This is a genomic window from Nostoc sp. DedQUE04, assembly GCF_034530995.1.
Lineage (GTDB): Bacteria > Cyanobacteriota > Cyanobacteriia > Cyanobacteriales > Nostocaceae > Nostoc.
In genome coordinates this window covers 96,407-120,103 of sequence record NZ_JAVRCA010000012.1, presented here as the reverse complement: position 1 = coordinate 120,103, position 23,697 = coordinate 96,407, and the positions used below count along the sequence as shown (strand labels likewise).

18 protein-coding genes and 1 pseudogene are annotated in these 23,697 nt (G+C 40.3%); 17 read left to right on the top strand and 2 right to left on the bottom strand.

Translation table 11 applies throughout. The annotated features are described in order from the left end of the window. Nucleotides 1–54: 54 nt before the first annotated feature. The 13 genes from RM049_RS11290 (at nucleotide 55) to RM049_RS11230 (ending at nucleotide 14,465) form a co-directional block, all read left to right on the top strand. The gene (locus tag RM049_RS11290; protein WP_322700420.1) at nucleotides 55–390 is read left to right on the top strand and encodes a hypothetical protein; all 336 of its coding nucleotides are present in this window, start codon (nucleotides 55–57) and stop codon (nucleotides 388–390) included. Continuing rightward, nucleotides 387–3,137 (top strand): helicase HerA domain-containing protein, encoded by a 2,751-nt coding sequence (locus tag RM049_RS11285; RefSeq protein ID WP_322704241.1) that lies wholly within the window; start codon nucleotides 387–389, stop codon nucleotides 3,135–3,137. Before RM049_RS11290 ends, RM049_RS11285 begins: the two co-directional genes overlap by 4 nt. Further along, the gene (locus tag RM049_RS11280; RefSeq protein WP_322700422.1) at nucleotides 3,134–3,685 is read left to right on the top strand and encodes a hypothetical protein; all 552 of its coding nucleotides are present in this window, start codon (nucleotides 3,134–3,136) and stop codon (nucleotides 3,683–3,685) included. The genes RM049_RS11285 and RM049_RS11280 overlap by 4 nt, the downstream gene beginning before the upstream one ends. Continuing rightward, nucleotides 3,630–4,406 carry a hypothetical protein gene (locus RM049_RS11275; protein WP_322700423.1) on the top strand — a complete coding sequence of 259 codons (777 nt, stop codon included), beginning with the start codon at nucleotides 3,630–3,632 and terminating at the stop codon, nucleotides 4,404–4,406. The genes RM049_RS11280 and RM049_RS11275 overlap by 56 nt, the downstream gene beginning before the upstream one ends. Further along, entirely contained in the window at nucleotides 4,406–5,479 is a 1,074-nt protein-coding gene (locus RM049_RS11270; protein ID WP_322704240.1) for a hypothetical protein, read from the top strand. The genes RM049_RS11275 and RM049_RS11270 overlap by 1 nt, the downstream gene beginning before the upstream one ends. 113 nt (nucleotides 5,480–5,592) lie before the next feature. Then, nucleotides 5,593–6,315 (top strand): hypothetical protein, encoded by a 723-nt coding sequence (locus RM049_RS11265; RefSeq protein WP_322700425.1) that lies wholly within the window; start codon nucleotides 5,593–5,595, stop codon nucleotides 6,313–6,315. A gap of 4 nt (nucleotides 6,316–6,319) precedes the next feature. Then, entirely contained in the window at nucleotides 6,320–7,849 is a 1,530-nt protein-coding gene (locus RM049_RS11260) for a hypothetical protein (RefSeq protein ID WP_322700426.1), read from the top strand. Nucleotides 7,850–8,039: 190 nt separating this feature from the next. Then, nucleotides 8,040–8,909, top strand: coding sequence for a hypothetical protein (locus RM049_RS11255; RefSeq protein ID WP_322704239.1), 870 nt, complete (start codon nucleotides 8,040–8,042; stop codon nucleotides 8,907–8,909). Between the two features lie 67 nt (nucleotides 8,910–8,976). Further along, on the top strand, nucleotides 8,977–10,161 hold the full coding sequence (locus tag RM049_RS11250) for a hypothetical protein (RefSeq protein WP_322700428.1): 1,185 nt from the start codon (nucleotides 8,977–8,979) through the stop codon (nucleotides 10,159–10,161). Next, entirely contained in the window at nucleotides 10,158–11,921 is a 1,764-nt protein-coding gene (locus RM049_RS11245; protein ID WP_322704238.1) for a type IV secretory system conjugative DNA transfer family protein, read from the top strand. The genes RM049_RS11250 and RM049_RS11245 overlap by 4 nt, the downstream gene beginning before the upstream one ends. Nucleotides 11,922–11,971: 50 nt before the next feature. Then, a complete protein-coding gene (locus RM049_RS11240; protein WP_322700432.1) occupies nucleotides 11,972–12,385 on the top strand; it encodes a hypothetical protein in 414 nt (137 codons plus the stop codon). Then, complete coding sequence (locus RM049_RS11235; RefSeq protein ID WP_322704237.1) at nucleotides 12,375–13,658, top strand: hypothetical protein; 1,284 nt, start codon at nucleotides 12,375–12,377, stop codon at nucleotides 13,656–13,658. Before RM049_RS11240 ends, RM049_RS11235 begins: the two co-directional genes overlap by 11 nt. 18 nt (nucleotides 13,659–13,676) lie before the next feature. Next, nucleotides 13,677–14,465: a restriction endonuclease gene (locus tag RM049_RS11230; RefSeq protein WP_322700434.1), complete on the top strand. Its 789-nt coding sequence runs from the start codon at nucleotides 13,677–13,679 to the stop codon at nucleotides 14,463–14,465. Nucleotides 14,466–14,583: 118 nt separating this feature from the next. Here RM049_RS11230 and RM049_RS11225 read toward each other — a convergent pair whose 3' ends face one another. Together RM049_RS11225 and mobF are read right to left on the bottom strand one after the other, a co-directional pair. Further along, entirely contained in the window at nucleotides 14,584–17,442 is a 2,859-nt protein-coding gene (locus tag RM049_RS11225) for a DUF3854 domain-containing protein (protein ID WP_322704262.1), read from the bottom strand. A 1,305-nt stretch (nucleotides 17,443–18,747) separates the two neighbouring features. Further along, nucleotides 18,748–20,390: pseudogene (gene mobF / locus RM049_RS11220) on the bottom strand (MobF family relaxase); the annotation flags it as partial. A 590-nt stretch (nucleotides 20,391–20,980) separates the two neighbouring features. On the opposite strand from mobF, the gene RM049_RS11215 reads away from it, so the two are divergent. From RM049_RS11215 to RM049_RS11200, 4 genes are all read left to right on the top strand, one after another. Beyond that, complete coding sequence (locus tag RM049_RS11215; RefSeq protein WP_322704236.1) at nucleotides 20,981–22,084, top strand: ParM/StbA family protein; 1,104 nt, start codon at nucleotides 20,981–20,983, stop codon at nucleotides 22,082–22,084. After that, nucleotides 22,077–22,457, top strand: coding sequence for a hypothetical protein (locus tag RM049_RS11210; RefSeq protein WP_181927299.1), 381 nt, complete (start codon nucleotides 22,077–22,079; stop codon nucleotides 22,455–22,457). Before RM049_RS11215 ends, RM049_RS11210 begins: the two co-directional genes overlap by 8 nt. Before the next feature lie 10 nt (nucleotides 22,458–22,467). Next, a complete protein-coding gene (locus RM049_RS11205) occupies nucleotides 22,468–23,271 on the top strand; it encodes a hypothetical protein (RefSeq protein WP_322704235.1) in 804 nt (267 codons plus the stop codon). Between the two features lie 77 nt (nucleotides 23,272–23,348). Beyond that, on the top strand, nucleotides 23,349–23,666 hold the full coding sequence (locus RM049_RS11200) for a hypothetical protein (protein ID WP_322704234.1): 318 nt from the start codon (nucleotides 23,349–23,351) through the stop codon (nucleotides 23,664–23,666). Nucleotides 23,667–23,697 lie beyond the last annotated feature (31 nt).

Below are 23,697 nucleotides of genomic sequence, written 5' to 3'. Positions count from 1 at the left end.
CTTCGAGCAGAAAGGGGTGCCAATTTCTGCTCATTTGTTTAATTTTAATAACTAATGATGAGTCATAGAGAAATCAAACAAGTGAATCAATCGTTAGGAAAGAGCGCACCGATTGGAATCTTTACAGGATTTCAGTTTGCTGTAGTGATTCCATTATTCGGTGTAGGTTTCTTTTTAGCTTTTGCATTGGGATTAAATCTAGCTTGGAGTATATTGATAGGTTGCTGGTTAAGTGCAACAGCATTAGCTTTATCAGGGAAAAAACCTCATTTATTTTGGTCAAAGATTTATCCAATTGTGCCTGTATGGTCGAGAGGGTATACGAGATACTTAACACCGCAACAAAAACAAAAGATTGGAGCTAAGAAAATTCGTAGTCCGTGGAAATGATGAAGATTAGTCGTTCTCAAACCAACACGAAAGTAAGTCCATTTGAGGACTGGCTAGATTTGACAACTTTTGTAAAACTCAAAAGGGGTGGCTATAGTATTGGTGCTTACTTACTTAGTAAAAAACTTCTCAGCGACACGAATAATACATTACAACTAGTATTTGGATATAGTTGCACAGGAATTCATCCATTATTTAATTCAAGTGAAGAAGTAGAAGCAATAGCCAAAGCTTTTGAGAATGGGTGCAAGGAGATACCCCAAGGTGAAAAGTTCACATTTAGATGGAGTTCATTCTGTGATGATAGTGATGCCAAAGAGTATTTATACAAGCGATTGCAAAATCCTGTATCAGATGAGAGCGAATTTCTGGACTGGGGGCAGTTAGGGAGAATTCAGGAATTGACACGTTTGCGTCAGAGAAAAAACATAACTCTGAGCGTCTATACGACTTTCACTATAGTACCAGGGGGAACAGAGGGCGGCGACCCGATAGACCGAGCATTGGTGAAGCTGGCAGATTTTCTGACAAGACGATTTACAGCAACAGGGGCGACGGAAGTTACGAAAAAGAACTTAAAAAGGATATTAGAAAAAGCGATAGATGTTTCACAAAGACATCTACAGATATTGACAGAGATGGGTTTCGCCCCAAAGCCAAAAAGTGCAGAGCAACTATGGAAAGAGTTAAGTAAGTCTGTGGGAGCAAAGATTGTAAAAATCCCGCATACTTTAGTATTTGATTCATTGGGACTAAGGGAGGAATTTAACGAAACCCCAGCAACAAATAAATCATATATAGATCAAGCTCATGCGACATCAGTATTGATGAATAATGGTATACCTTTCGCAGATCGAAAGTGGGTATGTCTGCCTGATGTTGAGGGCGGTAAAAAATATGTCGGCGTGATGGTTTTGTCGCAAAAACCAGAAGTATTTGCATCAACAGAAGCACAAATCCGATTTCTGTGGAATATATTTGCACGAGAGCCAATTTACGATGTGGAAGTGATTACCGAAATCAGTCCCGCCGACCAGAAACTAACCCGATTGGCGCAACAAATGATTACCCGGAGAGCGCGAAATGCAGAAATCAGCGCTCAAAAGAAAACAATTGATGTTGCCTCACAAATAAATGTTGAGTGGAGTGTAACAGCCCAAAAGCAATTGTACACAGGGGACACACCAGAAACATTAGGATTAGTAGTGTTAATTTATCGGGATACACCTGAAGAAATTGACGATACTTGTAGATTGATTTCTGGGTACATTAACCAACCAGCAGAGCTAATTCGAGAAACGCAATATGCTTGGCTGATTTGGCTACAAACATTGGGAGCCAAAATGGAACAGTTATTATCACGCCCTTATAATCGCCGATTAACATTTTTTGCGAGTGAAGTATTAGGGTTAGCTAGTACAGTGCAAATTGCCAAGGCTGATAATCAGGGTTTTGAATTAATTGCAGAACAAGGTCATTCGCCAGTACATCTAGACTTGTCGATAACCAAGAATATGATGATTCTAGGAACGACAGGCTCAGGAAAATCTGTTTTAGTTGCCACAATGATCGCAGAATGCTTGGCAATGGGAATGTCAGTTTTGATTATTGACTTACCCAATGATGATGGAACGGGGACATTTGGAGATTTCACCCCATACCACAACGGGTTTTACTTTAATATCGCCAAAGAATCAAATAATCTTGTCCAGCCAATAGATTTGTCAGCAATTCCAGAGTGGGATGTAGAGGGAAGAGAAGAAAGAATAAAGCTTCATAGAAATGATGTGAATCTGATTATCTTGCAGTTGGTTTTGGGTTCACAAAAATTTGATGGCTTTTTGGCACAAACAATCGAGTCGCTGATTCCACTAGGCACAAAAGCGTTTTATGAACATCCAGACATCCAACGTCGTTTTGAATTAGCACGAATCAGCCAAATTGGAACGCCAGAGTGGGATAATACCCCAACTCTAGTAGATATGGAGCAATTTTTCTCAACAGAATATATTAATTTGGGTTATGAAGATGAGAATGTTGAGAAAGCGCTTAATTACATTCGTTTGCGTTTGAAATACTGGAAAGCAAGCGCCATTGGGGATGCGATTTGCAAGCCTTCCACCTTCCAAACTGATTCTAAGTTAATTACTTTTGCACTAACCAACCTGCAATCAGATAAAGATGCAGAAGTTTTCGGGATGAGTGCATATATGGCAGCTTCTCGGCAATCACTTTCCTCACCAAAGAGTGTATTCTTCATGGATGAGTCAAGTGTGTTACTACGTTTCACTGCACTATCTCGGCTAGTTGGGCGGAAATGCGCCACCGCTCGCAAATCCGGCAGTCGAATAATCCTTGCTGCCCAGGATGTAATTTCCATTGCCAAATCTGAGGCGGGAGAACAGATTCTACAAAATATACCCACAAGATTGATTGGGCGGTTGGTTTCCGGGGCGGCGAAAAGCTTTACTGATATCCTTTCGATTCCGCACTCGATTATTGAGAAGAATGAGCTATTTCGGCCTAATCTTCAGCAAATGTACACAACATGGTTGCTGGATTACAACCGCACGTACATTCGTTGTCGTTATTATCCCTCCTACGTCATGCTGGCGCTAGTTGCCAACAGCAGAGAGGAACAGGCAAAGCGCAATCGCTTTCAAGCTCAATATCCGAACAAGTTTGAATGGGTGTCGGAGTTTTCTAAGTATTATGTGGAGTGCATCAAACAGGGACAGTCATTATGAAAAGTCTAATTGCTTTTGCAATTCAACAAAAAATTCTCTTGGTAATTTTAGGTATAGGAGTCACCAGCTTAAGTTTTCAAATGTGGAAGTATCAAGATGAGCAATATCAAAAATTATTGGCTAATCAAAAAGTCCTTTGTGAAAAATCTTTAAAAGATGCTGATGACTTGATTTTCAAAAGTCGAACTCTCTATTCAGCTTTCAATTCAGGAAATGGTCGTCATGCTATTCCTAAAGATAAAATTCAGCAGCCAGGGATTAACACACAGTTGCAAAAGAAATCTTATGTATTAATTAGAACTAAAAAGCATCCTTTGATTCCAAGTAATACTCCACATTATAAAAGTACTTACTTTGAAAGTTATTCCAAACCACCAGGAGGAGAAACAAATGTTGATGCAATTGTGACTGCCGAGCCTTTGAACGATTTTGAAGCTCTTGTTACTAGTCCCTGCTCACCAAAACCTTTTCCTGTATCTTTCGAGGATCTATATGAAATCACACAAAAGCATGATTTTACGCCCGATGGTAATTTATCTTGGCGTTAGTTCTCTCTTTACGACGATATTGATTGGCGATAGTTGTAATCAAGCTTGGGGATTAGAGTTACCCTTTTTGACTCAATTTCAGCAAGTTTATATGAGCCTAAAAAGCCGAATATCAAGCTATGAAACTGAGTTGAACCAAGCTTTAGGGCAAAGTTATGGAGAAATCAAGGGTGAAATAACTCGACAATTAAATCAGGCAGTTGATTCTACAATTGGGTCTTTGGGAATTCCAGACCCCCTAGAATCAGGGGAAAAAATCAAAGAAGTTATTCGCTCACAAAATCCAGATATAACTCAGCCCAATTCTAATACTCAAGCTGAGAATGCAGAGTTGTCATGGCATCGTCAATATACTCTAGGTCAATCTCAATCAACTTTAGGAGTTGATGGACAACGAGTACAGGCACAAGAGGCTGATTTGACTAATAATGCATTAAGTATTTCTTCAACTAACGCTGACAATGCACAGTCAGACATCGTAACTCAAGATATTCTCAAAAAAATGGCAACTCAAAATCTACAGAATGTTGTCATTTCCAAAGCAATACATGGAGAGACTCAAAAACAAACACGAGCCTTGGCAGCAGCTAATATAAATTTGGTTGACATCTCGAAAAATATTTCGTCACAATCTCGCAAAGAAGATGCACAAAGTAGAGCAGTGGCCATGCAATTGTTAGAAGCTGGCGCTTATAACGACGCTTTTTGGGAGAGACAGTAATGTATTTTTATCTAACTAATTTAATTCCTTTTATTATTGCTGAAACGACTGTTAATCAGACAGATAAAAACCTGCCGACTGATGCGGAGACTATTATCCAAGGTGCAATCAACGGTTCGGAAATTTTTGTTTCAGCATTTGATAATGACTGGAAACTATTTGCGAGTGGTCAAAACCCAGTTTATGTAGCTATTGTTAATATCTCGATGCTAGCGGCAGTAGTTTTAGTAAGTTTTTGGTCGTTGCAATGGTATGAGCAAATAATGTCAGAGGGCTTTTCGAGTGGAGTTGTCAAAGAGATGGCTTTCCCAATGATAGTAATTCTGATGCTCAACAATAATGGAGCAATGCTAGCTACAACTTCTCTAGCATTAAGAAATGTTTCAAATAAATTAAACTCTAGTGTATTGACTGTTACGAGAAATGGTATAACCCTCAAAGAAGCGATTCGGAGTGTTAATACAGATCAAACTTTTATTCTCGCTGCGAAGACGGCAATGGCAGAATGTGAAAAACTAACTGATGTAGAAATAGATAAAAATGGCAATCAAATTACTCCTAAGAAAGATTGTAAAAATAAGGTAGCTCAAGAAATTGACGCTCAATCACAAGAGTATAAACAAAAGAAAAGGATTCAAGTGCAAAATAATTGGAACCCTTTAGATGTCGCTGGAGGAGCAGTCAATACAATTGTTCAGGGACTATCTTATATAATTTTTAGTGGTCTATCGGCAGCTTTTCAGTTTCTCGTTCAGTTTTCTTTTCTTTTGACAGCTTATGTAGCACCGATATTCTTAGTATTGTCTATGCTGCCAATCGGAGCCAAGCCGATTTTTGCTTGGCTTTCGGGGTGGTTAGCATTAACATTAATCCTTATGTCTTACTCAATTATTGTTGGTGTAGCTGCTAGTTCTATAGTTAATTCTCCGTCAAACAATCCACTACTTCTACAGTTAATAGAGGCAATATTTTCACCCATACTTGCAGTAGCAATTGGAACGGGTGGAGGAATGGCTCTATTTTCTGGTTTTACCAGTGCAGCCAAGTTTGTGGTGATGCCAAGGAATAATTGAAGAAGTCGGAAGTCGGAAGTCAGAATTAAACCTACGAAATTTGTTAAAGGTATTGAGAAGATCCAAACATTTACCTAGTTCGCACACGGGAGAGTAGAGAAGGACTTTAATATATGCAACTACTGGAGAAAAAACAAATAAACTTAACTCCCATATTTCTGATGGGTAACGCAGTTTTACTTATTGTTCTACTTTTAATTCAAATAATTAATTTTGCTCGGCTCGGAAGAGTTGCAAATGACAAAACACCGACTCTAGTTGAACTAAATGATGGGTCTTCGATACGAGTCTCCCCCATTGCCAATGACGAACGATCGCCACAAGCGATTACCTATTTTGTGGGACAGACAATGACGGGGCTACTAAGCTGGACTGGAATTCCAAAGTCTGATGACTCCAACTCCGACCCAACTAAAAAAGCGGTACTAGATGCTGGTGTACAAGTGGGGGAGAAAAAAATCACGACGAATGTATGGGTTACAGGATTTGCATTATCTGAAGATTTTCGAGGTAATTTCTTAGAGGAATTAGGCAATCTGACACCAGTTGACGTTTTCAACGGCACGACGCAATCAGTTTTGGCCGTGCGGTATTTCTCGGAACCCCAGAAATTGGCACCGGGTCACTGGTCAATTGATATGGTAGCCAACCTCGTAGTCTTCCAGGGCAGCAATCAAGTTGGTCAAGCGATCGCATTTAATAAAACCGTATTTGTTAGAGCAATTGATACACCAAGTCCTCCGTCTAACTCATCCGACATTCAACGAATTGCATATAGCGTTCGCAAAGCGGAATTAGAAATTTATAAGATCCAAGATTTAGAAATCGGGAAGTAATCAAATGGCAGTCACAGATGTACTATCTATTGAAGAAAATGACGCAATAAATGCGTTAGAGGAATCAGTTTTGGCAACTCCCAAAGTCCCCCAGGATAAAAAAAGTTTTGCGGCGATGAATGGCGTAACTTTTGAAATTGAGTTCTCAGATAGAGAAGAAGCAAATGAACCTCAAACGCGCCCACAACCAGAAGAGATTGTAACCACTCGCGTCATTTCTCAGCATCCCTTACTCAAAGCTGGGGTAATCGGGAGTGGAATTTTTCTACTGATTGCAGTGGCAGGTGGGATGATTAATACTTCTATGGATGCTTTAAGCAATTCCACCACAGTCAAACCGGAAGCGAAAAAGCAAGAGGTATCTGGCAACGCTCAAGATTTAGAATCACAATCAGAAAATCCTGGCAAGATTAAGACGGCACTAGCGATTACTTCCCAAAAACCGGAATTAGAAAGTCTTCGTAATACTTCAAGAAGCAAAGCCCCAGTTAAGGAAGAAAACACCATTGTAAAAAGTAGTCCTGTAACTGCATCAACTAGTTCTCCACCAATAGTTTCACCACCAACCCAACGACAGTACGCCTCTATTAGTCCATCCCAACCAATAGTTATTCCTCCGAATCCCACTATATCTAGAGAACCTCTAGCAACAAAGTCTTTCTCCACCCTTTCGCCTAGACCGCAACCTCAATCCATAGCTTTAGTTTCATCATCAAGCAATAAACCAAACCTAGATCCAATGCAACAATGGTTAACTGTTTCTAATGTCGGTAGTTTCAGCGCTAATAATACTGATACTACGGCTGAAGAACCAATTAGTATCCAAGGGCTATCAGGTGGCACTGGTAGACCTAATGTGACAGTAAAAACTTCAAGTAATGAGTCACAAAACATTGATTATAATGCTAGACGTGTGATAGTAGGAACTCGGATACAGGGCAAAATAGAAACCCCAATTGCGATAAGTGCTGGCAATGCAAATCAAGTTCAGAAATATCTGATTAGACTAACCTCAGTATTAAAAGCATCAGATGGCAGTGAGGTTTTACCCGTAGATTCTTATCTGGTTGTTGTGCCGAATGGCTCAAATAGTGGCGAATATATTCAAATGTCTGCCATCGCAGCTTTAATTAATGTTGATGGTCAGACATTAGAAAAGACTATACCGGAGAATTCCATTATTATTCTCAATAAGAATGGAGAAACTCTCAGGGGGCAATCACGTCAAGGCAGTAGTTTGGGTAGCGATTTCATGACAGCATTAATCGCGGGGGTATCGAAAGCTGCTGAAGTAGAAAATAATCCCAACAGCCAAACTACTATAAGTTCATCTGGATTTTCGACTAGTACCGTGAGTAATGACAATAAAAATTTATTAGCTGGGTTTGCTCAAGGAAGTTTTAGCCAAGTACTACAATCAATCCAGTCATCAAATACTCAACAAATACAATCTTTACAGTCAGATAGCAAAGTGTTTGTAGTGCCAGCCCAGACAACTGTTCAAATATTCGTAAATCAAACGATTTCTCTATGAAAAGTAGCTTGCACTTACAAAGAAAAGGGTGTGGGGTGTAGGGTGTGGGGTATAGAAATAAAAAACTTTAGTTCTGGGTTATTGCCCAGTAAAAAAAAAGATGTATAACGAGTGGCGCAGCGCATCGCGTTTTGCGTCTCCCCTTGGGAGAAGAAATACTACGTCCCTATTGAATCCCCTAAATTTATTTATGGGGTTTCCCTTCTGCCTTCTGCCTCCTGCCTTCTGCCTTCTCAATTTATTAGTTCTGAGTCCGATTCAAGTTTTAGCTGGTAGTGGAGCTAGAATAGTTTATCAAAGAGAAGCCCAAGGGATTAATTCGGCAGGAATTGAGTTGAAAGTTTGGCGTGGATATGGCTTAACAATTAACTTCATTCCGACTGGTGAAACGATTAAACAAGTCTGGATTGGAGATCCCACTCGTATCTCTTTTACTTCAAATGGAAGCTTATGCCAAAAAACTGATAATTCTTCGTCAAATGATTCGACTTCTAACTGTGGTCAAGCCAATGCAACAGTTATTTTTCTACGTCAAATCAAACCAATAAGTTTCCCCAATATCACCAATAGCATTGATGGCAGTACCCAAATTACCGTGATTACTAGTGGTTCGGATGGGCAGAAACAATATCAGTTTAAATTAATTCCTGCAACAGGGCAACCATCATATACCAGTTTGGTGATTAAGCCGGACGTTCTGAGACCACTGTCGGTAATCAGAACTAAACCGCAAATCGTGCCAACAGTTAGAGAAAACAAAATGCCTGTGACAACTACAGCGCCACCGCAAGAAAGAGTGGCTGCTGTTACACCTGTAAAAACTATAAACTCTACAATATCCCCTGGTACTCCCCAAGCAAGAAATGATGCTAATGCCCTTGTTTACGGATTAGCGAACGCTGGGCGCAATGGTCAGATCAAGCCTGGAGATGCGACATGGAATAAAGTTCAAGATGCAATTAAATTGCTCCGACTTGGTAAGAGTAGAGAAATAGCTATCTCCCACTCTGGTATTTCAGAAGAAATTTTTAATCAGTTAATCGAGTGGGGACAGAGATAATGAACAAGTATAGGCATGAATCATATAGAAAAGGGCAAAAGTAATAGTTAATTGGAAGGTAAGTTAGATGAAATTTCTCAAATATTTGTTAATAGCTACAGCTTTAATTCCATTTACCTTATCTGCTCCATCTTCTGCTGATACTCCTACCATCACCTATTCGCAAGGTAAATATAAAACCCAAGCTCCTGATTGGTCACGTATCACTTGGGGGAATCTCCCACCTTTACAACAGGCAGGATATTTAAGCATTCCAGAGAATCTGCTCTCAGTATTTGGATACGATCCTTCACGCTCATGGTCAGCAGGTCAAAAGGTAGATTCTGTTGTCATGCTAGGGGATGCAGATGATGCATTCAAAATGTCTAATTTTAGCCTAAAATCGATAAGTGCGCTCGTAGTACCGACCAAAGAACTCACATTGAAAGATTTTGGATTAATGCAATGGCAGACTCCAGCATCATTAGTCAAAGCTATTCCTAATTTAGGAAATCTCAGTGTTAAGCAAGTCCCACCAATAGCTGCATTATTGTCTAGAAATGGGGTACAGAGTAGGCAAAGAATTTCTCAAATTTTACGGTCGAATCCTCAAGCGGCAAATTTGGCTTTGGGTAAGCTTGATTTAAGCAAGTATGCAATTGAATCTGTACCAGAATTAACAAAAACTCCATTGAATAAGTTCAAATCGTGGCAGCAGAGTTATATTTCTCAAGTACCAGGACTCAATCAAGTTCCTTTTAGCAAAATGCCCCAGCCGATTGATTCGGATCTTAGTGTGGTTGGTGTGGCATCAACAGTTTTTGGTTCATCAGAACATGGAGAGGCAAGAGTGGGAGCAAACTACTTTATCTCTGGAAGTGTGAAGCGCGGTGATACCACCACACCAGTAGCCTGTTCATCAGGTAAAGAATGCTCTTATCTGGAATTAGGAGATTTTGCAGGTTCAAAAGGTGCGTTATATGGAAAGCGTTGGGCATCTGGTTCATCTCAGCAGGTCAAAGGTGGTTACGGTTTCTTGGCTGCGGTAAACGGAGGTCTTGAACCAACAGGACGATTGGTTTATGGCAGTGGCTTCAAGGTTGCATTGACCGGAGTTAATGAGTCAACAGGTACAGCAGACTTTGGTTTATTCTTTAGAATCTGTGCCCGTCCCCCCTTTATGCCCAAGACCTGTACGCCCTACTTTATTGGCCCAGTGCCGTGGATTGGGGTGAAGGAGAATAATTTAGTAATTGTGGGGACTGGTCAATGACACCAACAAATTCTCAATCAGTTAACCCAAATCAATTGCTGCCATCAGGTATTGAGTCAGTGCTAATTTCTCCGGCAGGACTTGGATTACTCGCCTGTGGTGCAGTAATTGTAGTGGCTAAATATATTGATGCAAAAGCAGGTATTGCTAAATTGGCGACTGCAAGATGGGGTGGAGCAGCAGAGAAGACAGCAGCTCGTAAACTTGCTTGTAAACAAATCAATAAACGTAAACATAATCGTGTGTCGCTGTACGTTGGCACTCCCAAGAATACAAGCAGTGAAGTTGTGGGTGGAATCAGAAAAACAAAAATTCCTTCAGATTCTAAAACACTGTACTTACCAGATGCGCAACGGGGGATTTTCGTTTGTGGTGGGCCTGGTTGTGGAAAGTCATTTTCAATGATTAACCCTCTGCTGCGTTCAGCAATAGATCAGGGGTTCCCCTTAGCACTTTACGATTTCAAGTACGCAGAGCAAGAATCAGCTTATTCTCCATCTAAAGGACAAGCGCCAGTACTAGCAGGATATGCACTCTTACGTGGTTATCAAGTCACCGTCTTAGCCCCAGGTTTTGCAGAATCGGCAGTTGCTAATCCAATAGACTTTCTTCGCAATAATGAAGACTCGGAAATGGCGCGGCAGCTTGCGATCACTCTCAACCGCAACTTTCAACTAGGTGAAAAAGATTCAGGAAACAGCTTCTTCACGAATGCCGGAGATCAGCTAGTACAAGCTGTTTTCATGTTGGCGAAGGGAACACAATACCCAGATATCATGATGTGCCAAGCCCTATTGGGATTGCCAAAGCTAGTTAAGCGCATGGAACAAGCAGAAAATCTTAATTTCATGGTTAGGGAAGCTTTCGCACAGTTTGTATCTGTTGCTGGTAGCCCAGAAACAGCGGCTAGCATCGTGGGTACAGCTAGTGGATTGTTCAGCCGATTCATGGTTCCGGCAGCATTGGCAGCTTTCTGCGGAAAAACCAATATTCCACTGGACTTGAAAGGGCGACAGATGGTGATATTTGGGATGAACAAAGAAAAGCGTGATGTAATTGCACCGCTGCTTGTCTCCATCCTGCATTTAATAATAAGCAGAAATGTCGCCTATAAACGCACTTGTCCTCTGGTGCTTGGGATTGATGAATTACCGACATTATATTTACCAGCCCTGGTGGATTGGTTAAACCAAAATCGGGAAGATGGGCTAATTTCAATATTAGGTTTACAAAATCTCTCAATGCTGATTGAGGCTTATGGAGAAAATACAACGAATGCCATATTTGGGGGATGCGCTACCAAAGCATTCTTTAATCCCCAAGATGATGTAGCGGCAGAACGTTTTAGTAAGTTTTTAGGTGATGAAGAGATTAAGTATAAACAGCGTTCCCGCTCATCAGGCGGAAAGGGTGGTGCAAGTATTTCCAACTCCGACCAAAACAGTACTCGCAAGTTATTTGATATTAATCAATTTAATACATTACCAGAAGGAAAAGCCGTAATTATTAGTCCAGGGTTTCGTTCTCGTGGACAGATAAGTATACCAATATTACAAAATATTCATATTCCTCAACATGAAATTGACTCAGAGGCAACGAGTGTGGGAGCTTGGTACAAGTTTCAAAAGTCATCGGCATCTAAATCAATTTTGAAACCTCCAGCAGATCAAGAAATGAAAATTCGTCGGCAAGCTGCTTTGGAATTATTGCCTTTAATAGAAAACCAAGAGCAGTTATCAGAATATGCTAGTTTGATTTAAAATCAGATAGTTCACTCAAGTTACTATTAAATAAATCAGGGAGAGAAACTATGGCAGATAATTCTTACCGCATCTCAGAAACAGACAGAAAAAGAATTTTAAGGCTTCCTTCTGATATAGCAGCCTTAGCCGATAGATATCCTTCAGAACTAGTAAATATTTCTGATAGTTGGGACGAAAAACCTTTTCCTGAAGGATATATCCCTCGGACTATCGAAGTTTATACTGCTGAGATTGAAGATGCCGTAATTTCTATCACAGATAATGTTTTAGTTGGTTATATACCTTGCCCAACCGAAGCCAATCCCTCGTCTGTAACCGTAGTAGTTGATGGAGACTTTGCTTACATTGAAATTGAAGGCAGAGAGATAATTAATCATATTGGCGGTGCTATTCTTCCAAAAATCAATACTAATATAACCGAATTACTTCAAACAATAATAACGGGTAAAAATGATGATTAATGATGGAGATGCTAAGGAAGTTAAACGTGATTATCTAGACATACTTGAATACATTTTTAAGCAGAAAAATAACAAGGATAAAGAGAAAAACAATACTCCAGAACAAAGTAATTCACTTCGTCCACGCCCAAAGGAGCATTTATCAGTATACATATCAGGTAAAAAGGTTTACGAAGCTGACAGAGGAGAACAACCATCTGTTAATTATTTAGATTCTCAAAATACGGAGATTTTAAATAAATCGCTCTCTGATCCTCAAAGCTTTAACGGTACTATCCTAATCAAGATTGATAACGAGAAAGTCTTTCATAGTAAGAATGGAGAAGTATTGCTCGACAGTTTAGGACTAGTTGATCCGGCAATTGCAAAACAGAAGAAAGCACCGCAACAACGAACCTACAGCGTAGAATCTTTACAAAAGCAAGTGCAAGTGTTGCAGAAGAAACTTAGTGAACAGCAAAAACTTGTTGATAGCATTAAATCAAACCAGAATTCACCTGAATCTTTGTCACAACTAGCTGCTCAAGTTGCCGAAATGAGTAAATCCTTGGAGAAGCAGCAACAGTTAATTGAGAATACCCAAAAAGCATTGTCCCAGGCAAATGAAGGATTTTTGCCACAAGTTCAAAATACGGTTCTTCAAAACTGGGTTGGTTCAGTTGAACGTCAGGTAAAGAAAACAGCTAGAAATGCATTTGAGCGTCTTAAGGATGCTCTGACCCCTGAAGTCACGAAGCTAAGGAAAGAAATTGCACAGATGAAAGCTCACATAGAGCAACAAGTTACTAACCGACTAGATGAAGTCAGAGAAAACACAGATAGCGTCAGGAATGAAATCAATCAACAAGTTGATAACTTAACTCAAGAGTTGCGTACACAGGTAGACGGTGTTAAAAACACGGTTGATGAAAGCCTTATGGGTGTTAAGTCAGCCATTGACAATACTCGAACTGAACTGCGGGCTGCTGTTGAGGATGCCAAGGGCCAAGCTATCGAGCAAAGTGTTAAAGCCCTGCTTAACATTTTGGGCAAAGATAACCCTGATGGTTCTAAGAGTTTTAAAAGTACAAATTTTGATTTTGAACGTCTTGACGATAATGTAATTGTCCGTGCTAAAAACGGTGAGGCTGTATTCGCTGATGGAGTTTTATCACCTAACGTAAGTGAGAAACAGTTACAGGCACTTGATAAGGTTCAATCTGCTGTTGATATGCATCATCAAATTCAGCAGGATTCTCAACAAGAATCACAATTTAGAAGTATGCACAGATAAAGCAGAGGGAGCGTAAAAATGATACTAATCCTAACCATTGGTTTGTTGTTTGCAGTGGGTGGAATAATTTTTCTAGCTTGGCTGTTTGTGTTATTTCCACCTTCAATGCTAAAGCCAAAGTATCGCTCCCAAGGTTTTAAGCAATCGCCATTACCACCTAAGAGTACGAAATCGTCTGACATTTCACCTCAAAATTTTGTACGACGAAGCCCAGCACCAACGCAAAAGGCTTTCTTAGCTAAAAATTTTAAGAAGCAATTACTACCAAGCCCAGCGCGAACACCAAGGGTTAGATTATCTAAAAATCTTAAGAAACACTTGAATAATATTGAGTACGCTAGTCAAGTATTACTTGAGCTTCGTAGCATAATTCCTATAGCCAAATTGCCAGTAGTAATCGCCACACTGCGTAGGATATCACCCTACGTTTTTGAGGAATTGGTACTCACTTGCTGCAAAAAACAGGGCTGGCAAATTCAACGCAACTTTCGGTACACCGGTGACGGCGGGATAGATGGTCGCGTGTTGATTTTGGGAAAGCTTTATGTAATCCAGGTTAAGCGTTACGCTGATTACATTAGCCCAGAACACATCAAAGATTTCCTGTCCTGTATTGAAAGTGAAAGAGCTAGTGGTGGATTCTTCGTGCATACTGGCATAACTGGACAGTTATCAAAACAGTTGATTCGTCGCTCCGACAAAATAATCTTAGTGAGCGGTCAGAAACTGGTAAATTTTGTTTTAGGTGAGCAGTTGAAGATAATAGGGATAACAATACCAGTTAAGTCAGTGAACAGTTATCAGTGAACAGTTATCAATTATCAATTATCAATTATCAATTATCAGGTATCAGATATCTGATATTCCCATCAATTCATTGATGGGTTAGTTGTTCACTATTCACTATTCACTGATAACTGATAAGTTAGCGCCGGAACCTTAGATGCTCCTCGTTGTCATCTGGCGATGGCGAGTTGATTCCCAATCTTTTCATAATCGATGGTTTGTCATCTTTAATCAGTTGCCTAACGATGTTCATTTTCTGCTCAAAATTCAAAGCTTTGGCATCAGTTGTAAAACTCGTAAATAACTCGCTGACCTTTGCTTCTGTTACCTTTTCACCTTTGACATATTTTCCTACTTCCATAACTACTTCTGCCAATTTTTCAATATCTAAACCCTGAATTATCTGTTTGAGATGCAACTTTAATTCTGCTAGTAATGTTTTAGCTAAGGTTGACTCAGTAGTTGATTGCTCAACAGAGTTAGAGGTGGACAAAATAGCTCTCTTCTCTACATGAGATTGCAACTCAGCCGTCAAGGCTGTTTCCAAGTCATTAAATGCAGTTTGATCTTCAACTAACTGCTGATGAGATTGAGAAAGTTGTTCTGTCAATTTTAATACTGCTTGGGTTAAAGCAGACTCGATAGCTGATTGCTCAACATAATCAGAGATTGACAGAATAGCTTTATTTTCTGCATGAGATTGCAACTCAGCCGTCAATGCTGTTTCAAACTCATTGAATGTACTTTTAGCAATAACAAGTTGTTGATGAGATTGAGAAATTTGTTCTGTTAGCCCTAATACTGTTTGGGTTAAAGCAGACTCGATAGCTGATTGCTCAACATAATCAGAGATTGATAAAATAGCTCCTTTTTCTGCATGAGGTTTTAACTCTTGAGTCAAGGCTGTTTCAAAGTCATTGAATGTACTTTTAGCAATAACAAGTTGTTGATGAGATTGAGAAAGTTGCTCTGTCAATCCTAATACTGCTTGGTTTAAAGCAGACTCGATAACTGATTGCTCAATATAATCAGAGATTGATAAAATAGCCCTCTTTTCTGCATGGGATTGCAACTCAGCCGTCAATACTTCCTCAAAGTCATTAAATGCAGTTTGATCTTTAACTAACTGCTGATGAGATCGAGAAAATTGCTCTGTTAATCCTAATACTGTTTGGGCTAAAGCAGATTCAATACTTGATTGCTCAATATAATCAAAAATTGACAAAATAGCTTTTTTCTCTGCATGAGATTGTAACTCAGCCGTCAATGCTGTTTCCAAGTTATTAAATGTACTTTTAGCAGCAACGAGTTGCTCTTTGTATTGAGAAAGTTGTTCTGTCAATTCTAATACTGCTTGGTTTAAAGCAGACTCGATAGCTGATTGCTCAACATAATCAGAGATTGACAGAATAGCTTTATTTTCTGCATGAGATTGCAACTCAGCCGTCAATGCTGTTTCAAACTCATTGAATGTACTTTTAGCAATAACAAGTTGTTGATGAGATTGAGAAATTTGTTCTGTTAGCCCTAATACTGTTTGGGTTAAAGCAGACTCAATAGCTGATTGCTCAATATAATCAGAGATTGTATTTAAGAGTTGTCTGGTGGCTGGTTGTGAAGAATGGACATAATTTGCTTCTCTATTAAAAATTGTTGAATTTTGTCCGTTAACTTGTCTTGAGAGTTTCTCTGTTCGTTGACCTCGAAGCCCATCATCTGTAGAGCTTTGGTTAATTCCTGCAATATCGTCTCCATGCTCGAAGACTTTTTCGAGTTCAGCATCTCGGTTAATTGCTGCAAGAAGTTCGACTGATTCGCGCTTATTTCGATTAGGTTCTCGGCTTGGCTCGTTTCTAAGAACTCGATTTTCTGGGTCAATTGCTGGCTGTTGGTTTGTAACTGCTCGATTTTCTGGGTCAATTGCTCTATCTTCTCGGTTAGCAACTGTATCTGTGTTGGGTTGTTGTCGTTGGTTAAAGTCATGGGTTTGTACCTGTGGTTTATTTTGTAAAAGATAGGGAACAGGCAATGGGGAACAGGCAACAGTTTTTTCTATTTCCTCTTCCCTGTGTGTTGGTAAGAGATCCAATTTGTCATTCCCTGTTGCCCGTTCCCTGTTGCCTGTTCCCTCAAGTTGTATAGAACGTTGTTCTGGTGTCAGATGAGGCAGTGGTGGAAAAGCCGCACTCAAGAAGCGTTGATTCTGCTGTTGCCAGTCTCTTAAACGCTTTGCTTCATGACTCAATTTCTCGTAAGCTAGTGGCCCAGTTGCGACTATGAAATCATCAACACCTTTAGAAGGCCCTGGCAACCTGACAACTTTGACTTTGGCTCCTGATTTTTGTAACAATCTTCCAGTTACGGAAATATCTCGTTCGATATGGAGTTTTGTTTCGGGCTTGGTTTCATAGTCAAAGCAGAATTTGATTTCTCGAGAAGGTGTGGCGAAAACTGCTAACTCTTCATGCAGGTAAGACTTGCCAATTTTCTTGCCAAACTCATCTTTGGGAGTTCGGTATCCCGCCGAAATCCCAGGTAGACCAATGGCAGCATGACCCTGACTCAACAGACTAGCTGCTTTTTTCGCGCCTTCTGCTAGAGCACAGGGGATATTATGTTTCCAGACACAGTACCAAAATCCTGATTGGCGATCGCTATCACTGGGGTTCACCTTGTGTTTGGAGTAAATGCGTTCGGCAATATCGTCAGGGACATCTAGCAAGAAGATACTTAATTCAACTTTTGGGGGATGCTCATATTTAATGAATTTCCCTTCAATTATTTGCCCAGACTCATCTTTTTTGGGTCTAGGTGTGTTCGGCTTGTAACATCCCCATCTTTTAATCGCAGGTTTATCACCTGGTGTTAAATCAGCAAATGAACGCGCATCAACTCCAGCATCACACCACCAACCGCCAGCATCAAGATGAGAATATGCTCTAATTAATCCCTCCGTTAACCTCCCGGTATTTGTACGATTAAGTTTTTCACTAACCATGAGTCTTTCCCAAGCCTCATGCTCACCACCTGCATAGTTGAACTGAAGACTTTCAAAGTTTTTTGCCGCAATGTCCGGGTGAATGGCGCTATTTTCAAACTCTTGCCAGTGCTTTGGCTCAATAAAATTGGGTACTTCTTCTGATTTTTGAGGTATCCAAAATGCTTCTGTTGGGGCAGCAGTCTTTAATACTGGTTTTTCAAAAACAGGAGACTTTCTATCATCTCTATGTTTCTCTTTGAGAGTGGGTTTGGCTACAGTTTCTAAACTCGTTGTAACTAATGGAACTGGCCGACTAACTGGTAAGGAGACTTGTTCTGTGACTGGCGGTTGAGCTTTCAGTACAGGCTCTGCTATTGCTACTTCAAGTTTTACTACTGGCTGATTAGCTCTTGGACTGACCGAGGCAGTTATCGCTTCTGATTGTGATTTTTGCTGTAGTTCCACTTTTAAGGAATTCATCAGCAATTCTAAGGCGTTATCTTTGGCTTTAGACTCTTGCGCCAGTTCTAGTAATTCTAATTTATCTTTGGTATACAGCTTGACGTTATGCCTAGCTCGGCTAATTGCCACATAAAAACTTTCTTGTCCAATTGTGTAATCTGCTGCAATCAACGCTAAATCAGTAGTTTTCCCTTGGCTGCTGTAGATTGTGCTGACAAGCGCATAGTCTAAGTTTTGCGCCTGTTTGAGGTTGATAGTCTCAGTAATTTTGGTGTCTTTGTACTCAATTTGGGCAGAGTCTCCCTCAATCGCCGTGACTACAAATTCTTGACCATTGCGCCTTTGTAATTGGCGGTCATTTTTCTTCCATTGCAAGCGATCGCCTACAGCAATCTCAATTTCATCACACTGGTAAACCGCTTTGTCAAAATTGGTATCTACTTCTAAATGTGTCCCCGCAGAGGTTCTTAATGTTAGTCGGTCAAGATCCTTGTTGACGACTTCATAGATTTGACCTTTCTCTAAACCCCGGCGCTTATAGTTGCGCGTCGGCATCACCACATCACCCAGTTCAAAGTTATGGGTGTAGCGCATCTGAACTAAAGTGAGATTTTTTGCTTGTAACTGGCTGATGTTTGCAGTCGCCCCTAAACTTCCTTCCTCTTTTAACTTGCCTCGAATTGCCTGGGTAAGTGCTAATTTTTCAACATTTGTGCCAGCGAGTACTAGCGTTCTTGCTCGTTGTTCTTTCGCTAATGCTATATAGTCAGCAGCAATTGTCTCTAACTTCGTATCAGGTGATACCTCTAAAATACTCCCAATTGTCTCTAACTGCTTAAATCCCGCTTCTACTCTCCCGTCTGCCAAAAGGTCTACTGCGATCTTTAACTCTGGGTTTCGCTGCCTGTTCGACTGTGTTAAGTGCGCGGTCTGAATGCCAGCTTGTTGCAGAGATTTGAACGGGTTTCCCGCTTCTACAGCTGATAATTGCTTGGTATCGCCAACTAGTAATAGTCTTGCTCCAAGAAGTGTAGCTCTTTCTAAGAGGGCATGAGCATCTTTGGCACTAAGTAAACCTGCCTCATCTACAATCCAAATCTGGTTTGCTTCTACAACTTTAGCTGGTTCTCCTACCAATAAGCTGGCTACAGTCTCAGAATGTATGCCCAGTTCCTCACTCAGTACCTTTGCTGCCATTGATGAAGGGGCAAAAGCTTTGACTGTATAGCCTTGGAAGAGTGCGATCGCGTTTAATTCTTTGAGGGCAAAAGTCTTACCCGCCCCGGCTACCCCTTGCCAGGCAATGAATTGGTCTGTTGTGGTTGCAGCTAGACTAACTGCTTGCCTCTGCCCAAGGTTTAGTGAGGTTTTCTCTAACTGCCTTTCAATTACTTCCTTTGAGCAGATAGGGTTTACTTTACTTTGTCCCGACTGCATCAATTCAATCGTTGCTAGTTCTCGCTTTACTGCCGCCCATGTTGTGTATTGCAGCTGCATTCCAGGCAGAGCAATTAACTCTTGATGTTGCTTGATCAATGGCTCAATTGCAGTCACATCAGTAAAAAGTCTTTCTCTTAGAATGAATTTCTCTAAATCCTCCTGCTTGAAGGCTACATTCCTCTCACTACAATGTGCGATTGCATTATCTAGAGCATCTTCTAGAGTTTGTTGTGAAAAAGAATCTTGTACAAAACTATTTGGCTCAGAAGGTTGAACAAAACTAATGCCTAGCGCCGCAGCTTCTTCATGCCACAGTGACTTGAGTTCCGATTCTGTTACCTTTTGCTTGCGCTGCCGAGTAGTATCCCAGACTTTTTCGCGTTCTGCCCATGTAGTTGATGCACCCGCCGTCGCAATGATTTGCTGTCGCCGTTTTGAGAACGCCTCCAAATCCTGTTCCTTGAACCCTTTGATCTCAAATTGTCCATGTTGACGTGGCTCGACTTCATACCCTAGTTTCTGCACTTCTGTTGCCAGATAACTTTGGTATGCCATGCCCAGGAATTTCTTGTTGGCGAATATCTCACTATTGACCAAACTCATCCACTTGCCTGAAGCCTCAGTTGTGTTCATGACTAAGCAGTGGGTATGCAGATGTGGATCTAAAGAACGGCTCTCAATGTGGTCGAACTCTGCAACCACCAAGTTAGCTGTGTTTACCCTGTGGCGAGAATCTCCTTGTGTCACTCTCGTTATGGCATAACGTTGTTCCATCAACGCTGATGATGCGCGGCAATTAATCTCTCATCTCCACCTACCAACGCCATTAGGCTCACACTCTTAGGCGCAGAGAATGTACAGTCTAACGCTGCCCTGCGTTCATTGGGCTTCAGTACCTTAGCATTAAGCTGCTCACGACCATCGGGCGATCGCCCAGAGATTACATTTTTAAAAGCTTGCTGATTTTCAACTGCCCCTGATAAACCCAATTTCTCAGCACCCTTACCACTCCAGCGAGACTTGCCTTGGTGATAGTAGTTCTTGATGAAGTAGTTCACTGCCATTTCTGATGACACGTTAGCAGATGTTAGCATCGCTCACCTCTGCGATGAGATTTACATAACTTAACTCGACTCCTATTGGACAACTCCCAAAAAATATTGAAGTCATTGCTGATCACCGTCATCAAACTCACTTTGGTTTGATGCCGAGTTACAAATTTTTGATGAGACTTTGACTGCAACAAATTTTTTATTCACCAACTCTCATGCACTTAAATATAGCAAATTATCGTCTAAAACTTTCTGCCAAATTTGGCGTACTGTGCGTAAGGTTTTGCTATTATTGCTTTGTCGAAAGAATAATATCATTGTAATAGTATATATTTCGGAAACGGTTGTATTTAGAGGGATTACGCCAAAGTTGTGCCAGAGTTGTGCCATTTTTTTGAGAAAAAAGTACTTGATTATCAATAAAATTAAATTGTTGATAAATACTATTTAAGATTTCAGATTTATGCTAGAATTGTGCCAGAGTTGTGCCGGATTTATATGAGTTTGAGCCTGTTTTTATCAAATTCCATAAATTTGCCATAATTGCGCTATTAACGACTTATGATTTGATGAAATGGTTGAGTAATTTTTGTTGAAAGTAGATGGCAGATTTAATAATCTCATTCGATCCGGGAGCATCGTTGAGTAGAGTTTTTTTTACTCTAGATTCAAGTAAGCCGGAGTTGCTTTTGATGGAACCCTACACAGCATTAATCCCGAAACAAAGCCTTTTAAGTTATGAGGAGGATGCGATTGGTGTATCTTCTCCAGAGAATTCAGCTTGGATTGAATACAATCAGCAATGCTGGGGTGTAGGATTAATTTGTCAGAGGTTTTTTGCAAATTTGAAGTTAGAGCAGCCAAAATTTGAGCTAGCGATTTATAAAACCTTGGCTGTTGTAGGTGCGATCGCCCAAAAGAAGTCGTTAGCCAACGGTGCAAGTATTCGTCTGGGCATCTTGTTTCCTTACGGAGAATACTCGGATCGTAAATTATTTGAGATATCGATTACAGGCGCTCTGCTCAACTTTAAATGGAGAGGTGAAAAACGCTCTTTCAAGCTAGTGGAGTTTGTTTGCCGCCCTGAAGGATTTGGATTACTCTCACGAGGACGTACAACTACTCATAACTTGCGTTCACGCAAAATAGCGGTAGTGATGATTGGCTATCGCAATGCCTCTATTTTGATTATGGATAAGGGTGCGATGACAAATGGAGTTACAGAAGATTTAGGGTTTCAGAAGTTAGTATCATCAGTACAGCGTCGGGTAGCTGGACAGAAATCTCTGACTCTTGCGGCTGCGATTAGTGCTGCTGGTTCCAAAATAAATCTCAAAGCCTTATTACCTTTAGTTCGAGTCGAAGATACTTTGCTACAAGAATTAGAAATTCAATCAATTAAATCAGCAATCAATATTGCTCGTGAAGAATATTGGGGAGTGCTTTCAAGTTATTTGCATCGTTATATTCCATCAGATATTGATGAGATTATCTTTGCTGGTGGAACTGCCCACTATTTCAAGAGTGAATTGAATCGATTATTTCCACGTCCTGAAAAAATTTCCTGTGATGCCTTGGAATATTTAGTACAGCAAGAATTTTTATCTGACAGACCTAAATCAGATTTATCCTTTCGCTTAACTGATAACTACGGTTTTTTCTCCTATCTTTGTAAAAATTCTCAACAGGTCGTAAATCATGCCTGAACAAGTTGATTTTCGTTTTCAGTTCAGTACTTCATCTCCTTATCTTCCCCTCTTAAAATATCTGAGTCCCAAAAATAAAACTCTTGAATTTCCGAGACAAAACATGATTATCTGGGCAATCGCTGCCTTTTGGCACCCGATAGCTTGTCGGTGGTTAGGAGGGTTCTCAGAATCAGATTTAAAATCAAAGGCAAGAATTTCAATTTACCAACTGCAACAACAAATTATTTATTTAGCTCAAACTTTTAACTTGGAGCAAGAACTGGAGAGCCATCTAATCGTTGCAAACCCTACCGACAAGGTTGATACACATTTTGGATCTTCACCTACTCACGAGGATGATGATTGTTTACTAGAAAATGCATTTAACTAGGAATAAATTTATGCCTTATACCAAAGAACTGCTACAACAAACATATTCGCTCTCTGTAGAAGATGTTGATGCCACGTTGACAGCAAGTAATTTACCTATTGACCAAGCTGATTACAGTGATGAAGAAATTCAGTCCCGTTTTGATGTGATCCGAGCGTCAATTCAACAGGGTAAAACCTATAAGCAAGCGGCAGCACACTTCCAACGACAAGAGAAAAAACGTGCTGATAAAACTGAATTTCCACCAATGAACATCCTACAGATGTTAACTCACATCAAATCAGAGTACGGCATTGAGCTAGAACTAACTGAAGCAATTGAGATTATCACCGCTTGTGGACTATCTCCAAATCAGAAGGAATATCGTCAGTTGGAGTGTGAGCGCTTTCTCGAAGCTTGCGACCTAATTAAAGAGCAAAATAAAACATATTTTGATGTAGCTACTCACTTTGGTATAGTCCAACCCCAAGATGAGAGCCAGTTAATTGCTGAGTTTTTTGGTGAAGAAGCATCTGTTTCTGAAGAGGAATTGGTCAATTTAGTGGATAGTATTACCCGAAAACGCGCTCAAAATATTCCCGGGCTAGTCAACCAAATGTATCTTAAGAATGTACTCCGCGCACTTTCGGAAAACAAACAGGATATTAAGAATTTCTATTCTGGACTAGAACAACGTATATTGGAGCGCATTGAGGGAAAGTCCCCATTGAAAACTCTAATGGCGAATCACTATCCGATGAGGGATTTTCCGCTTTCTTCGCCCACGCCGATGCTATCGCCCAACGTGTCCGAGAATGGAACGAGTACCGATTAGAACAAGAAATAAACAGTGTCAAGTCTACCATTGATGTCCAAATTGAAAAAGTATCCAATACTAAAGCTGTTGAAAAGTTGAAGAAGTCCCAAGCATGGATAAAACTTCGACAAGAAGGTTTTGAACAAATCAAAGGATTTCTTTTTTGGTTTGGTGGCTGGGTCGGTTCCGGTCGCTCTGGGATGGTTACTTATTCGATTACCATTTCCGCAGTTGCTCTTGGTTCTGTGATGATTGGAATTAATACCCCCAATACTATCCCTTGTCCTGATAAGAAAAGCTACTGTTACCAATTGCGGATTGACAAAAAACAGGTGATTCTCCCTGAACAAGCAAAGCAATTATTGATAGAGTACGAACGCTCTAAAAATAAACCTCATCGCCACCGTCACTAATTTAGTAAGTAAGCATTGAGAAATTTCTCTA